We start from the raw sequence: 15,333 nt of genomic DNA, 5'->3' as shown, positions 1-15,333 counted from the left end.
CCGGCTTCGGCGGAAAGGGAGAAGGCGCCGGCCGCCAGGGCAGCACTGCTGGCAAGCAGGCCGCGGCGGGCGGGGCTGTGCGATTCGTTCACGATGACCTCCGGGGGTTGGGAAGATGTGGAAGGCATCGTAGGGTTGCTGCGAGATGCTCGGTAGCGCCCGGACGCGCAGCACGCTGTTGTTCGATGCGCACCAATTGCGTGAGCCGATTGTTGTCGCCACGGCAACGCGGTGCGTACGCAGGCAGGGCTACCGTCGGCAGCGGGACGCCTCTAGCATGGCTTGCCGAATATTCGACATAGCGCCTCGATGGCGCGGGACGGGCACCATGCATCTGGGAAAGGCTTACCGCCTGGGCGAGTTCGTGATCTGGACGCGCAGGAGCATCTACGCGCTATTGGCGTTGAGCCTCGCGCCCGTGCTGCTGTATGAATACGCCGGAATGACATGGCTGACGCTGCCATTGCCGGTAGTGTCGCTGCTGGGCACGGCTACCACCTTCGTCGTCGGCTTCAAGAACGTGCAGACCTACGCGCGCACGATCGAAGCGCAAAGGATCTGGATGAATATCGTGAGCGCGAGCCGCTACTGGGGCATCATCAGCCGGGAGTATGTCGATGATGACGCGCGCGCCGAAACCCTGCTGCGGCGCCACCTGGCCTGGTTGACGGCGCTGCGTTATCAGTTACGGGAGGCGCGTCCCTGGGAAAGTTCGGACAACCGGCCGAACAGGGAATATCGCAAGCGATATGTGATTCCGGAGCGCGCCGTGGCGCTGGAGACCGCCCTGTCCGCCCACTTGTCGCAGGAAGAAGTGACGGCCTTGCGGCATGCCGACAGCAAGGCAATGCAGGTGCTGGCGATGCAGGGCCGCGCCGTGAGGGAGCTGTTGGACGAGGAGGCCATCACCGCGTCGGAGTACGCCGAGTTCAACAGCCGTATCAGGGACCTGCTGGACCAGCAGGGCCAGGCCGAGCGGCTCAAGAATTTCCCTTATCCGCGCCAATACGCCATCATCAATACCTTGTTCGTGCGTGCCTTCTGCGTAGTGCTGCCTGTGGGCCTGATGGGCCAGTTCGCCCAGATGGGCCAGGACATGGCCGGCATCCTGCATGACCGCATGGTATGGCTGGCCGTGCCATTCAGCCTGATCATCTCGTGGATCTACCTGTCCCTGGAGCAGGTGGGCGAAAGTACGGAGAATCCCTTTGAAGGCAGCGCCAACGATGTCCCGATCAGCCGTCTCAGCACGATGATCGAGCGGGACCTGAAGCAGATGCAGGGGCGTGTCGACCTGCCCGGGATGTCCGCCGATGTGATTGTGCTGTAGCTCGGCTTCGCGTAGATCCCCGTCGTGCAGGGCGGGCGATCGCGGCATGGTGTGTTGCGGAAAATATTTTCCGGGGCGATGTCACAAAATTGCTTGCTCCGCCGTCTTAGTGGGTACGATCAACCACCACGTGCGCCGCCACCATGTCGACATCCGTCTCCGTCTCGCCGGTCACTTCCATGCCCAATTACCCGGATTCCCTGGCCGACAGCTTCGCGACCAGTTACGCCGGCGTCATGGCCTTCATCGCGGTGGCGACCGAAGGCAACTTCGCCAAGGCCGGTGACCGCCTGGGCATCGGCCGCTCGGCGGTCAGCCGCAGCGTGCAGAAACTGGAAGACCAGTTGGGCACCCGCTTATTCGTCCGTACGACGCGCAGCACGTCGCTCACGTCCGAAGGCGAGCGTTTTTATGAGCGCTGCCATCCCGGGGTGGCCCGCATCATCCAGGCCCTGGATGAAATGCGCGAATTGCGCGAGGGCCCGCCGGCCGGCCAGTTGCGCGTGCGCTCGACGGTGGGCTTTGGCCGCAACGTCATCGCACCGCTTCTCAAGGGATTCCGCGAAGCCAACCCGAACATCTCGGTGGAATTGCTACTGGACGACGGCGCCACTGATTTCACCACGGACCGCGTCGATGTGGCGTTTCGCGACGGCCGCATGGAAGACAGCCAGGTGATCGCCAAGAAGGTGATACCCATGCAGATGATGCTATGCGCGTCGCCGGAGTACGCTGCCGCGCACGGCTTGCCGCAGACCGTCGAGGAGCTTTACAACCATCGTTGCGTGAATTTCCGGCAGGCGTCCGGGCGCATGTATGAATGGGAGTTCAAGGTCGGCGGCCACCTGCGCAAGGTCACGCCCGCCGCCATGCTCACCTTCAACGATGCCGATCTGGTCTTGCAATCGGTGCTGGAAGGCCATGGCATTGCGCAAATGGCGGGCTATCAGGTCTGCCGGCACCTGCGCGCCGGGACCCTGGTCGCCTGCCTGCCGCAATACGCGCCCGAGGATCGGGGGCATTACCTGTGCTTCATGAGCCGTCAGCACCTGCCCGGGCGCATGCGTGTATTCATCGACTATATGACCGAGCGGATCCGCGCTCTGGACCTGCAGATATTCGACAGCCTGCTGTTGAAGCAGGCCTGAAGGGGCCGAGTTCGAGGTCGGGGCGAGGCTGCCGCCAACGTTGCGCGCAGGCAGGGCTACTGTTATCGCGGCAGTTGCTGCTACTGCGTCAGCGCCACCACGCTTTCGATACCGCCCTGGGCCATCTTGGAGTAGGGGCACAGGCGCTCGGTATTGCGTACCAGTTCCTCGGCCACGGGCTTGTCCACGCCGGGCAGGTGGATATCGACGTTGGCCGTCAGCGAAAACAGGCCGTCCACCGGGTCGCGGCCAAATGAAATGGTCGCCGTCACGGTCGCGTCGGGTATCGAGAGGCCGGCGCGCCCGGCCAGCATGCTGAGCGCGCCGTGGAAACACGCCGCATAACCGGCGGCAAAGAGCTGCTCGGGGTTCGTGCCTCCGCCCGGGCCGCCCATTACGGTCGGCAGGCGAAGATCCAGGTTCAACGCGCCATCATCCGACGTGGCAATGCCGGACGCGCGCCCGTGCGCGGCCTCGCCGCCCCGCACGGTGACACTGGTCGTATACACGGCGCGGAAGTCCTCGCCCCGGTATTTGTCGAGTAGGGTCTGCGGGGGAGGCTGCAGCAAGCTCATAAGTATCCTATTGCCCTTGTACTGGTGCCCGGCACGGCTCGCCCCGCGGGCGCCTGGGGGGCTTGCAGTCCCGCCGCGCTCTTGCGGGCGGCAAGGGGCATCCTGCACCACGCCCTTATCCTAGGTCGATAGGGCATGCCGCGGTAGGCGCGTCCGAAGACGCACGGCGTTGCCGGAAAGGCGACAATGGGCCGCCCGAATCAGCGCGTCCCGCCGCGCACGGCCGGACGACCCGGCCGCCGGCCGCGCGGCGCTCAGAACATCGTGTTCTTGTTGGCGGGGTTATCCGGAATGTCCTGGCTGACATTCCAATGCTCGACGATCTTGCTGTTCTCGACGCGGAAGATGTCGACGACGGCCTGGCCCACGTCTTCGGGCGTTTCCTTCCACAAGGCATGCACGACCACGATGTCGCCTTCCGACACCACGCGCTTGATTTCGGCGCTGGCCTGGGGATGCTGCTCGTAATAAGGCACGAAAAAGTCCGTCATGGCCGCCGCGCCGTCGCCCAGGTAGGGATCGTGCTGTATCAGGTTCTTGTTGACGTAGGTGCTCATCGCCTGCTCGACATCCTTGTCCTGGAACATCATGCGGTAATAAGCCAGCACCACTTCCTTGCTGCTGCCATTGGCGGCATTCGCCCCGCCGAGCAGTCCGACCGCCAGCACGGTACCCGCGACTATCGATTGCAGTTTCATGATTCCCGGGCCAGTTCCCTAGGCAAGTGATGGCCGGAGCGAGGCCGCCCGGGCCGAGGAACGTGCCAGTTTACAAATAATTAGACGGACTTGTGACACCACCATCCGCCGTCCGCCACCCTCACCATCCGTGATGCGCCGGACATTGGCATTTCCGCCACAGTCCGGCGCACCCCGACAGGGGTCAATGCGCGGCGCGTTGCGCCTGGTAGACCTGCAGATGGCTGTAGGCCACGCGCAGGTAGGGCGTATCGATGCCCAGCGCGGCGCCGCGCTTGACCATGTCGCCGACGATGTGGTCGGCTTCCACGCGCAGCCCCTGGCTGAGGTCGCGGAACATGGACGCGGTAACGGTGCTGTCCCGATCGGACAGGACCTTGCGCGCCGACGCGTCCGCGTCGGGCCGTACCTTGAACCCCGACGCGGCCGCGATGGCCTGCGTCTCGGCCAGCATGGACAGGATGATGTCCGCGCCGTCGTCGCTGCGCACGATCAGGCCCACGGGACCGCGCATCAGGCAGGTCGCGGCCGCGAGCGTGCACAGGAAGACGAATTTCTCCCAGTTCTCCTGGTGTATGGCCGTACTGAGCCTGGACGTGAAGTTGGCCTTGGCCAGCGCGCTTTCCAGGGTCAGGCAGCGGGCGCTGCGCGGGTCGCCGGCCCTTTCGCCGAACACCAGGGTGGCGTTCTTGCCCATCTGCACGACCTCGCCGTCCGGCCCCAGGGTGGCGATGATCTGGCACAGGCCGCCCAGCACACGCCGCGGCCCGAACCGCTGTTCCAGGGCCTCGAAATGCGACAGGCCGTTCATGATGGGGAGCACCGCGGAATCCGGGCCCATCGCCGGGGCAATGGCGTCCATCGCGCTGTCCAGGTCATAGGACTTGCAGCCCAGCACCACGATGTCATAGTGGCCGTCCAGGGTCTCGGCGGTGACCAGCGCAGGATGCACCACGCTGTCGCCGACCGGGCTCTTGATGCGCAGGCCCTGTTCGCGCAGGCGGGCGGCGCGCGGCTCGCGCACCAGGAACGTGACATCGAGACCGGCCTCGGCCGCGCGGCCGCCGAAATATCCGCCGGTACCGCCGGCGCCCAGGAACAACATACGCATATCTGCCTCCGGATTGCGGGGCGCCGTGCGCGCCCATACACACAAACCGGGATTATGCGCCGTCCGCGCGCCGGCCGCCGGGCCCCGGACCGGGCGGGCGCCGCGGCCTCGCCCCCCTGAATCGGTTGCCCGGCCTGCGCAGGCCCGATAAGCTGTCCACGCCCATGACACCAGGAGGAGCGCATGCCGGTCGATTGCCTGTTGAAGAACTGCCACCTGCCCGACGGGCGCACGGGCGTGGACATCGCCATCTCCGGGGGGCGGATCGCCGCCATCGGGCCCGCGCTGGACATATCCGCCGGCCATACCATCGACGCCGCCGGGCAGCTGGTGTCGCCGCCTTTCGTCGATGCGCATTTCCACATGGACTCGACGCTGTCCTACGGCCAGCCGCGCGTGAACGCGTCCGGCACCCTGCTGGAGGGCATCGCCCTATGGGGCGAGCTCAAGCCCCTGCTGACCCAGGACGCCCTGGTCGAACGCGCGCTGGCCTATTGCGACTGGGCGGTCGCCAAGGGCCTGCTCGCCATCCGCAGCCATGTCGACGTATGCGACCCGCGGCTGCTGGCGGCGGAAGCGCTGCTGCACGTGCGCGAACGCGTGCGCCCATACCTGGACCTGCAATTGGTGGCGTTTCCCCAGGACGGCGTGCTGCGCGCGCCCGGCGCCCTCGACAACCTGAAACGGGCCCTGGACATGGGCGTGGATGTCGTGGGCGGCATTCCGCATTTCGAACGCACCATGCAGGATGGCGCCGAATCCGTGCGCGTGCTGTGCGAACTGGCGGCCGAACGCGGGTTGCGCGTGGACATGCATTGCGACGAAAGCGACGATCCGCTATCGCGCCATATCGAGACCCTGGCCTACCACACGCAACGGCTGGGCCTGCAAGGCCGCGTGACGGGCTCGCACCTGACGTCCATGCACTCCATGGACAACTACTACGCTTCCAAGCTGATTCCGCTGATCGCCGAGGCCGGCGTGGCGGCCATCGCCAACCCGCTCATCAACATCACGCTGCAAGGCCGCCACGACAGCTACCCCAGGCGGCGCGGCATGACGCGCGTGCCGGAACTGCTGGCGGCCGGCGTGCCCGTGGCCTTCGGCCACGACTGCGTGATGGACCCCTGGTACGGCCTGGGCAGCGGCGACATGCTGGAGGTCGCGCACATGGGACTGCATGTCGCGCAGATGACGGGGCAGGACGCCATGCGAGCCTGTTTCCATGCCGTCACCGACACGCCGGCGCGCATCCTGGGCCTGGACGATACCGGCCTGGACGTCGGCAAGCGCGCCGACCTGGTGCTGCTGCAGGCGCGCGATCCGGTGGAGGCGCTGCGCCTGCGCGCCACCCGGCTGATGGTCATGCGCGCCGGCAAGGTCGTGGCCAGCACGCCGCCGGCCACGGCGACGCTGCATCTCGACGGGCGGCCGGAAGCGGTGTCCTTCATGGCGCCGCGTAGCTGACCACCTGCCGAAGGCCGCCTGCCGGGCCCCTACCGGGGACGGTTCCACACCTTGCTGACGGCGCGGATGGCGGCCCAGGCCACCCATTTGCCGCTGGTCAGCCGCGCCCGTGGCAGGCGCCGCATGACCTCCACCGCGATGCCGCCCCGGCGATGCCATTCGCGCTTGCGCACCTGGCTGTCCGTGCGGCGCCCCTCCAGCCACGGGAATTCGCGCAGGCCCGGCTTGTAGGTCGGCGGGACGTTGAAAATCAGGATATAGGCCAGGCGCGGCGCATCCGAGGTATTGGGCGCGGTGTAGTGCAGCGTGCGCATGTCGTGGATGGTGCATCCCCCCGCAGGCAAGGGCACGGCCACGGCCTGGTCGCGCGGGAAATCGGCGCAGCATTCGAGGGGATGCAGGGCCTTGTCGTAGCCCGGCGATCGATGCTCCAGCACGTCCTGCTTATGCGACCCCGGGATGAACTGCATGCACCCGTTGACCGCGCCGACCGGTTGCAGCGCCAGCCAGATGCTCAGTTCGCGGTATTCGAAGTCGGGCGAACGGAAGGCCTCGTCCTGGTGCCAGGGTGTTTCCGGGCCGAAGCGCGCCGGCTTGAGCAGGGCGTGCTCGCCATACAGCGCGGCGTCTTCGCCCAGCAGCTGGCGCGCGATCGCCAGGGCCCGCTTGTGATACTCCGTCTTGAGCAATTCCGGCGCATAGTGGGAGGGATCGTGCAGGCTGGGAAAAACCTGCGGCTTGTCCGGATCGTCGCGGCTGGAAAAATCATACTGCGCGCCCTCGTTGTATCCGGTCCGGTTCTCGAACATGCGCATCAGCGTCTGCCGGATGGCCAGCACCTCCTCGGGCGGGCACATTGCTTCGATGGAGATATATCCGTTCTTCTCGTATTCGGAGGTCACGCCTGCCGATAATGGGAGAGGCTCTTTCACCTTGCAGCTCCGCTTTCATGGAACCAGCCGGAATCGGATGGTCGTCGCCGCTAAGGTAGACCTTGCCTTCTGTTGCAACTATCGCTCGTCTCGCCTAGTGCAAGGGCCGTAGCAAGACCGGCCCTCGGCCACCCGTTCACCCGCGCGCGGCGCCGGACCGCGTCGTGGCGGAAGCCGGACTAGGTCGCGCGGCCGATGCCGTCCCGGGCGGATGGGTGATGAGAAACGTAAAGACCTGTGCCAGCACCTCGTCGTCCCATGCGGCCGGCGCGCCTGCCGCCCCGGCCAGCGCAGCCGGCCAATCGCGGGCGCCTGCCACGACCGCCTGCGTCACGCGCACGCCCGCCTGGCGCGCGCGCCGGGCGTAATGGGCCACCTCGTCACGCAAGGGGTCGTCGCGGGCGGTCAACAGCAGCATGGGGGCGAGGCCGGCCAGCCGGGTGTTGACCAGGGGGGCGGCATAAGGATGGCTCGCATCGCAATAACAGGGCAGGTACTGCTTCCAGCCATCGGCCCAGTGCGTGGCTTGCGGGCTGGCATGGGCGTCGCGCATGGACGCCGTGCCCATACAGGCGTCCAGCATGGGCGACAGCAGGATCTGGCCGGCCAGTTCGGGGCCGCCCCGGTCGCGCGCCATCAGCGCGGTGGCGGCGGCGATGTTGCCGCCGGCTTCCTCGCCCGCCACGAAGAGCGGACTGCCGCGGCCGCCCAGCAGGCGGCGATGCCGGTGCGCCCATTCCAGGACGGCATGACCGGCCTCGGCCGCGGCGGGGAAGGGATGCTCGGGCGCGAGCGGATAGTCAACCGACAGCACCACGGCGCCGGCGGCGGCCAGCAGGGCGCCGACCTTGCCGCCGCTGTCCAGCGAGCCGGAATTGAAGGCGCCGCCGTGGAAGTGGACGATCAGGGGGGTGGGACCATCGGCGCGGCGGCGGCCATAGAAGCGCACGGCCGGGCTCGGAGGGTCGGGAAGATCTGCCGCGATGCGACCGCAGGCGGCCGCGTCGACGCCCGCGAGGGCCTCGGGACGAGGGGAGGACATAATGCGTAAACCATTGCCCCAAAAGCAAAAATGGGCGAATTGACAATGCGGTTAGCATAGGTAATGCCAGCCCCGTGATAAACCCGGCATCGGTGACTAGACTATTTCCGCCAGGCGACTAATCCCGCGCCCGGACGGCGCCCGGCCCGCAACACGGGCGCCGCCCGGATATGAAAGAATGCAGGTGTCTTCCGTTTTCAACACCGAATACAGCAATGGCGAGCGAACCCCATATCGAAACCGTCCATGTCCACGTCCGCGGCAAAGTGCAGGGCGTGGGCTTCCGCATGTCCACCGTCAGGCGCGCGCACATGGTGGGCGCCACCGGCTGGGTCCAGAACCTGGAGGACGGCACGGTCGAGGCGCTGGTGCAGGGTACGGCCGAGCAGGTCGACGCCATGCTGGAATGGCTGGGCCGCGGTCCTCCGGGCGCCGTCGTGCGCGGGATCGAAACCGAACGCCAGTTCATCGACAAGCGCTACGGAAGCTTCCAGCAGTTGTAGTCCGGGAGTCCCTACCGCGGCAGGTTGAAGCCGATGGCCGTGCTGCCGTCCGCACTGAACGCGAACACCCTGCCGCCATGCATGCCGGCCACGGCCTTGACGATGGCCAGGCCCAGGCCATGGCCGTGGGCGGCGCCATGATCGTTGCGCGCGGCATCGACCCGGTAGAAGCGATCGAACAACCGCGGCAGGTGCGCCGCGTCTATGGGTTCGCCCGGATTGGAAACCGTCACGCTGACGCCGCCTGCCTGGCGCTCCAGCCGCACCACGATGCGCGTGCCGCCCCGGGTGTGCTGAATGGCGTTCTGCAGCAGGTTGGTGACCGCCCGCCGGAACAGCGCGCGGTCCATGGGCGCCACGGCGTCGATATCGCCTTCGACGACCACCGTCAGACCCAGGTCGTCCAGCACGAACTCGAAGAACTCGATGGTCTTGCCCACCTCGTCGGCGACGACGGTGTTGACCAGCCCCGTGGCCGCCTCGCCCCGGTCCGCACGCGCCAGGAACAGCATGTCGTTGACGATGGCGCGCAGGCGATCCAGCTCTTCCAGGTTCGATTGCAGCGTTTCCTCCAGCTCCTGGGCGCTGCGCGGGCGCGCCAGCGCCACCTGGGTCTGGCCGATGAGGTTGGTCAGGGGCGTGCGCAACTCGTGGGCCACGTCGGCGTTGAAGGCTTCCAGCTGCGTGTAGGCGGATTGCAGGCGGTCCAGCGCGCCGTTGAACGTGTGCGCGAGGTCGTCCAGCTCAACGGGCAGGCTGGTCGCGCGCAACCGTTGCTCCGGATGCGCCGGGCTGAGCTCCTGCGCCTCGCTGGACAGCCGCTTGAGCGGGCGCAGGCCCACCGAAGCCATCCACTGGCACAGCAGCATGATCACCAGCACCGCCGCCAGCAGCAGCGCGGCCAGCGCGATGACGAAGGTGTGCAGCGTATGCACATAAGGCTCGGTGGCGATGCCGACGACGAACTTGACCTCGGGGCGCTGCTCCAGCCCGTCGACCGTGCGCGTGAACGTGCGCATGGGACGGTCGCGCCCGGGCAGCACCACTTCGTCGTAGCCCTCGTCCAGCTGGGCGATTTCGGCCAGCTCGGCCGCGTCCTTGCCGTAGCTGAAGCGCGGGTCCGGGCTCACCACCCAGAAGCGCAGGCTGCCGTCGGCCGGCGTCAAGGTGTCCATCTTGGCCATGCCGCGCGCCCAGCGCTCCGTGGTGCCCATGCGGGTCAGCGAGAACATCATCTCGCCGGACGTTGTGTTCAGCACGTCCATCTGCTGGCGCACCAGCTCGCGGTCCAGCACCGCGTAGAGCGCCGCGCCGATCAAGGTGAAGGCGACCACGGCGACCAGGGCGAACATGGCCGCCAGGCGCGTCGTCAGGGACCGTTTCACGCCGCCTCGCTCCCGCGCTGCTCCAGCACGTAGCCCATGCCGCGTATGGTGTGCAGCAGGCGCGTGGAGAAAGGTCCGTCTATCTTGGCGCGCAGCCGCTTGATGGCCACTTCCACCACATTGACGTTGCTGTCGAAGTTCATGTCCCACACCAGCTCGGCGATGGCGGTCTTGGACAGGATTTCCCCCTTGCGCCGCGCCAGCACCGCCAACAGCGCGAATTCCTTGGCGGTGAGATCGATGCGCACGCCCCCGCGTTGCGCCTTGCGGCTCGCCAGGTCGATCTGCAGGTCGCCGATGCGCAGCTGCATCGGCTCCTGCGCGCGGCCGCGCCGCGTCAACGCCTGCAAGCGCGCCAGCAGTTCGAGAAAGGAGAACGGCTTGACCAGGTAATCGTCGGCGCCATCCTGCAAACCCTTGATGCGGTCATCCAGGCCGTCGCGCGCCGTCAGCATGATGACAGGCGTCTGCCGCGTCTTGCGCAGCGCCCGCAGCACTTCGAAGCCGTCCATGCCGGGCAGCATCGCGTCGAGCACGATGACGTCGTAGTCCAGTTCCGTGGCCAGGTGCCGGCCGTCGATGCCGTTGTTGGCCACGTCCACCGCGCAACCCTGCTCGGTCAGGCCTTTATGCAGATAGTCGGCGGTCTTGGCTTCGTCTTCGACGATCAGGATTTTCATGATAGCGGGCTCCGGAGGCTCACTTTACCTGTAATTCACGGCGCACCGTCATTCCCGCGCCGCGGCCGGTCGCGGCAAGGCCTGCTGGCCGTCGGGTTCCTGTATGGCGTGCCGGCGGCCGGCGCGCGCCTTCTTGCGATTCATGTACCAATAGTGGGCGCGATCCAGATAAAGATAGACCACCGGCGTCGAGAACAGCGTCAGCAGCTGTGACACCAGCAAGCCGCCCACCATCGCGTAGCCCAGCGGTCGGCGCAGCTCCGCGCCCTGGCCGTGGCTCAGCATCAGCGGCAGGCCGCCCAGCAAGGCGCACATGGTGGTCATGATGATGGGACGGAAACGCAGCACGCAGGCCTCGTAGATGGCATCGACGGGCGCCAGGCCGCGCTCGCGCTCGGCGTGCAGCGCGAAGTCGATCATCATGATGCCGTTCTTCTTGACGATGCCGATCAGCAGGATGATGCCGATCAGCGCGATCACGGACAGGTCATAGCCACCCGCCCGGAGTATCAGCAGGGCGCCCAGGCCCGCCGACGGCAGCGTCGACAGGATGGTGATGGGATGGATATAGCTTTCGTACAGCAGGCCCAGCACGATGTACACGGCGATCAGGGCCGCGGCGATCAGGTAGGGCTGGGTCCGCAGCGAATCGCCGAAGGCCCGCGCCGCGCCCTGGAACGAGCCGACCACCGTGCCCGGCACGCCCATCTCCACCTTGGCCTTGTCGATGGCCTGCACCGCCTGGCCCAGCGAGGCGCCGGGCGCCAGGTTGAACGACAGCGTGACGGCGGGGAACTGCCCCTGGTGGTTGATGGCCAGGTAGCCGGTCTTCTCGGTGTCCACCCGCACGAAGGTCGATAGCGGCACTTGCTGGTTGGTCAGCGGCGACGTCAGGTACAGCTTGCTGAAGATGTCGGGATCCTTTTGCAGCGCCGGCGTCACTTCGAGCACCACGTGGTAGCTGTTGAGCTGGGTGAAGTACTGGGCCACCTGGCGCTGCCCGATGGCGTCGTAGATGGTCGCGTCGATCAGCGCGGGCGTGAAGCCGAAGCTGCTGGCGCGCGCGCGGTCGATCGCCAGCGTGGCGGTGGGCGCCGCGTTCTGCTGGTCCGAGGCGACGTCGGCCAGCTCCGGCAGCTCGGACAGGCGCGTCGCCAGCTTGGGCGCCCACGCGTTGAGCTCGTCCAGGTTGGAATCCGTCAACGTGTATTGGTACTGCGTGCGCGAGAGGCGGCCGCCGACGTTGATGTCCTGGCCCGCCTGCATGTACAGCGTCACGCCTTCGATCTGCGCCAGCTTGGGCCGCAAGCGCCGGATCACGTCGTCGGCGCTGGCCGTGCGGCCATCGTCCTTGGCGCGCAGGTTGATGTAGAAGTTGCCCGTGTTGTACTGCGACTGGTTGCCGTTCATGCCGAAGCTGACGACGTCCGGATCCTGGCGCACCACGTCGGCCAGCGCCAGCATGCGCCCGTTCATCGCCGCGAACGAGGAGTCCTGCGACGACTGCGCGAAGCCGAAGATATAGCCGGTGTCCTGCTGCGGAAAGAAGCCCTTGGGAATGGTGAGGAACATCAGTCCCGTCACCGCCAGGGTCGCGAAGAAAGTCATCAAGGTGATGAACTGATGGCGCAGCACGATTTTCAAGCCGCGCTTGTAGCCATTGAGCATGGCGTCGAAGCCCGCCTCGAACAAGCGCGCCAGCCGGCCTTGCTGATGACCGTGCCCCTGGTTCTTCAGGTAGCGCGAACACAACATGGGCGTCAGCGTCAACGAGATCATCACCGACACCACGATGGTCAGCGTCACGGTGACCGCGAACTCGCGGAACAACCGGCCGACGATGCCGCCCATCAACAGCAGCGGGATGAACACGGCAACCAGCGACACCGAGATGGACATGATGGTGAAGCCGATTTCGCCCGCGCCCTGGTAGGCCGCCTGCAAGGGCGGCATGCCGTCCTCGATGTGGCGGTAGATGTTCTCCAGCATCACGATGGCGTCGTCCACCACGAACCCCACCGCGATCGTCAGCGCCATCAGCGACAGGTTGTCCAGGCTGTAGCCCAGCACGTACATGACGCCCGCCGTACCGAGGATGGCCAGCGGCACGGTGATGCAGGGAATCACGGTGGCCGCCACGTTGCGCAGGAACATGAAGATCACCACCACCACCAGGCCGATGGTGAGCAGCAGCGTGAATTCGACATCCTTGACCGAGGCCCGGATGTTCTGCGTGCGGTCGATCACCGTATTCACGGAGACGGACGGCGGAATGGCGGCACGCAGGCGCGGCAGCGCGGCCTGGATCGCGTCCACGGTGTCGATGACGTTGGCGCCCGGCTGCTTGCTGATCTGCAGCACGATGGAACGGCCGTTGGTGATGCCCTCGCCCGGCGGCGCGGCGGCGCCGGCGAACGCCCATGCGGCCAGTTTGTTGTTTTCCGGGCCGTCCACCGCCACGCCCACGTCCCGCACGCGGATGGGCGCGCCGTTGCGGTACGCCAGCACCATGTCGTTCCACTGCGCCGCCTTGGTCAGCTGGTCGTTGGTATACGTGGTGAAGCTCTGCGCGGGGCCATCCAGCGTGCCCTTGGGCTGGTTGACGGTGGTGTTGGCGATGACGCCGCGGATGTCTTCCAGGCTCAGGTTGAGGGACTTCAGGCGGTCGGGGTCGACCTGGATGCGCACGGCGGGCTTCTGCTGGCCGGCGATATTGACCAGGCCGACGCCGGCGATCTGCGATATCTGCTGCGCCAGGATGTTGTCGGCGTAGTCGTTGACCTCGGTCAGCGGCAAGGTATCGGACTGCACCGCCAGCAACAGGATGGGCGCGTCGGCCGGATTCACCTTGCGGAAGGTGGGCGCGTTGGGCAGGTTGGAAGGCAGCTGTCCGGAAGACGCGTTGATCGCCGCCTGCACGTCCACGGCTGCCGATTCGATGCTGCGGTTCAAGTCGAATTGCAGGGTGATCTGGGTCTGGCTCTGCGCGCTGGTCGAGGTCATCTGCGACAGGCCGGCGATCAGCGAGAACTGCCGCTCCAAGGGCTGCGCCACATTGGACGCCATGGTTTCCGGACTGCCGCCGGGCAGGTTGACCGTCACCTGGATGGTCGGAAAATCCACCTGCGGCAGCGGCGCCACGGGCAGCAAGGGCCACGCGGCGATACCGACCAACAGGATGGCAAGCGCCAGCAACGACGTACCGATCGGGCGCTTGATGAATGCTGCTGAAATACTCATGCACCCGCTCCCTCTGCGACCTGGTTCATGGCCAGGTCGGTGGCCTCGCCGCGGCGGGCCGCCGGCGCGAGGCCGGGCTTGCTTTCCACGGTGCGCACGCCGGGCTTGAGCTTGTACTGTCCATCGACGACCACGCGCTGGCCGGCGGCCAGGCCCTTGTCGATGACGGCCACGCCATCCTGGATCATGGCGACGTGCACGGGCTGCATCCGCGCCACGGTATGTTCGTCGATGACGTAGACGTAGGTGCCGGTCTGGCTGCGCTGCACCGCCGGCGCGGGGATGGTCAGCGCGCCGGTGTGCGTGCCCAGCCGCAGGCGCGCGTTCACGTACTGGCCGGGCCACAGCAGATGCTCGGGATTGGGAAAGGACGCCTTCAACTGCACCGTGCCGCTGGAGGTATCGATCTGGTTGTTGACCAGCACCAGCTTGCCCTTGCCCAGCACCTGTTCGCTGTCGCGGCGCAGGGCGGTGACCGGCAGGCCCTGCTGGTCGTGCGCCGCGGCCTGGTTGATATCCGGCACATGCGCTTCGGGCAGCGTGAACACCACGCTGATGGGGTCGATCTGGTTGATCACCACGAGCCCCGTGGTATCGGTCGCGTGCACGATATTGCCTTGGTCCACCAGGCGCGCGCCGGTGCGTCCGTTGATCGGGGCGGTAATGGTGGTGAAGCCCAGCTGCACCTTGGCGTAGGCGACCTGGGCCGCGTCGGTCTTCACCGCCGCGTCCAGTTGCGCCACCAGCGCGCGCTGCGTATCCAGGGTCTGCTGCGTGGTGGCGTCTTCCTTGCTCAAGCGCGTATAGCGTTGCAGATCAAGGTTGGCGTTGGTCAGCTGCGCCTGGTCCTTGGCCTGTTGCGCCTGCGCTTGCGCCAGCTGCGCTTGCAAGGTGCGCGGGTCGATCTGGGCCAGCAGTTGCCCGGCCGTCACGTCCTGGCCCTCGGTGAAGGCTACCTTGTCGAGCTGCCCGTCCACGCGCGCCTTGACGGTCACCGACTGGTTGGGCGTGACGGTCCCGACGCCCGTCAGGTAGATGGGCACATCGGCGCGCTTGACCGCGGTGGACGTCACCATCACGGGCGGTCCCTGCGTCGCCGGCGTATCGGCGGCGGCATTGTGCCCGATACCCCAGAAGGCGATGCCCAGGCCCGCCAGGGCCACGATGCCGGTTGCCACGCCTACGCGGCGCTGAGTCGAAGATTTGGCCATGTCGATGCCTC

Annotated in this window: 13 protein-coding genes; 4 read left to right on the top strand and 9 right to left on the bottom strand. The window is 66.8% G+C overall.

Annotated elements, in window-relative coordinates:
* Positions 1-328 precede the first annotated feature (328 nt).
* Both C7R54_RS11165 and C7R54_RS11160 read left to right on the top strand, forming a co-directional pair.
* Positions 329-1,330, top strand: coding sequence for a bestrophin family protein (locus tag C7R54_RS11165; protein WP_129150529.1), 1,002 nt, complete (start codon positions 329-331; stop codon positions 1,328-1,330).
* Positions 1,331-1,473: 143 nt separating this feature from the next.
* On the top strand, positions 1,474-2,478 hold the full coding sequence (locus C7R54_RS11160) for a LysR family transcriptional regulator (protein WP_129150528.1): 1,005 nt from the start codon (positions 1,474-1,476) through the stop codon (positions 2,476-2,478).
* 80 nt (positions 2,479-2,558) lie between these two features.
* Here the strand turns inward: C7R54_RS11160 and C7R54_RS11155 are convergent, their stop codons facing one another.
* From C7R54_RS11155 to panE, 3 genes are all read right to left on the bottom strand, one after another.
* Positions 2,559-3,053 carry an Ohr family peroxiredoxin gene (locus tag C7R54_RS11155; protein WP_129150527.1) on the bottom strand — a complete coding sequence of 165 codons (495 nt, stop codon included), beginning with the start codon at positions 3,051-3,053 and terminating at the stop codon, positions 2,559-2,561.
* Between the two features lie 254 nt (positions 3,054-3,307).
* Positions 3,308-3,751, bottom strand: coding sequence for a nuclear transport factor 2 family protein (locus C7R54_RS11150; protein ID WP_129150526.1), 444 nt, complete (start codon positions 3,749-3,751; stop codon positions 3,308-3,310).
* Positions 3,752-3,935: 184 nt separating this feature from the next.
* Positions 3,936-4,862 carry a 2-dehydropantoate 2-reductase gene (gene panE / locus C7R54_RS11145; protein ID WP_129150525.1) on the bottom strand — a complete coding sequence of 309 codons (927 nt, stop codon included), beginning with the start codon at positions 4,860-4,862 and terminating at the stop codon, positions 3,936-3,938.
* 183 nt (positions 4,863-5,045) lie between these two features.
* Between panE and C7R54_RS11140 the strand changes: the two genes are divergently transcribed.
* Positions 5,046-6,329 carry an amidohydrolase family protein gene (locus C7R54_RS11140; RefSeq protein WP_129150524.1) on the top strand — a complete coding sequence of 428 codons (1,284 nt, stop codon included), beginning with the start codon at positions 5,046-5,048 and terminating at the stop codon, positions 6,327-6,329.
* Between the two features lie 29 nt (positions 6,330-6,358).
* Here the strand turns inward: C7R54_RS11140 and C7R54_RS11135 are convergent, their stop codons facing one another.
* The gene (locus C7R54_RS11135) at positions 6,359-7,261 is read right to left on the bottom strand and encodes a phytanoyl-CoA dioxygenase family protein (protein ID WP_240039487.1); all 903 of its coding nucleotides are present in this window, start codon (positions 7,259-7,261) and stop codon (positions 6,359-6,361) included.
* 136 nt (positions 7,262-7,397) lie between these two features.
* Positions 7,398-8,303, bottom strand: coding sequence for an alpha/beta hydrolase (locus C7R54_RS11130; protein ID WP_129150523.1), 906 nt, complete (start codon positions 8,301-8,303; stop codon positions 7,398-7,400).
* Positions 8,304-8,518: 215 nt separating this feature from the next.
* Here C7R54_RS11130 and C7R54_RS11125 point away from each other — a divergent pair, with 215 nt between their 5' ends.
* Positions 8,519-8,806: an acylphosphatase gene (locus tag C7R54_RS11125; protein WP_129150522.1), complete on the top strand. Its 288-nt coding sequence runs from the start codon at positions 8,519-8,521 to the stop codon at positions 8,804-8,806.
* A gap of 11 nt (positions 8,807-8,817) precedes the next feature.
* Here C7R54_RS11125 and C7R54_RS11120 read toward each other — a convergent pair whose 3' ends face one another.
* From C7R54_RS11120 to C7R54_RS11105, 4 genes are read right to left on the bottom strand one after another with little or no spacing between them, the layout of a single operon-like run.
* Complete coding sequence (locus tag C7R54_RS11120; protein WP_129150521.1) at positions 8,818-10,191, bottom strand: heavy metal sensor histidine kinase; 1,374 nt, start codon at positions 10,189-10,191, stop codon at positions 8,818-8,820.
* Complete coding sequence (locus C7R54_RS11115; RefSeq protein WP_129150520.1) at positions 10,188-10,871, bottom strand: heavy metal response regulator transcription factor; 684 nt, start codon at positions 10,869-10,871, stop codon at positions 10,188-10,190. The genes C7R54_RS11120 and C7R54_RS11115 overlap by 4 nt, the downstream gene beginning before the upstream one ends.
* A 48-nt stretch (positions 10,872-10,919) precedes the next feature.
* On the bottom strand, positions 10,920-14,111 hold the full coding sequence (locus C7R54_RS11110) for an efflux RND transporter permease subunit (RefSeq protein WP_129150519.1): 3,192 nt from the start codon (positions 14,109-14,111) through the stop codon (positions 10,920-10,922).
* On the bottom strand, positions 14,108-15,322 hold the full coding sequence (locus C7R54_RS11105) for an efflux RND transporter periplasmic adaptor subunit (protein ID WP_129150518.1): 1,215 nt from the start codon (positions 15,320-15,322) through the stop codon (positions 14,108-14,110). The genes C7R54_RS11110 and C7R54_RS11105 overlap by 4 nt, the downstream gene beginning before the upstream one ends.
* Positions 15,323-15,333 lie beyond the last annotated feature (11 nt).

The organism is Achromobacter aloeverae (assembly GCF_004121055.1).
In the GTDB taxonomy this organism is placed as follows: Bacteria; Pseudomonadota; Gammaproteobacteria; order Burkholderiales; family Burkholderiaceae_B; genus Bordetella_C; species Bordetella_C aloeverae.
Note: the sequence above shows the minus strand (reverse complement) of the source record. Positions and strands in the feature narration are given on the sequence as shown.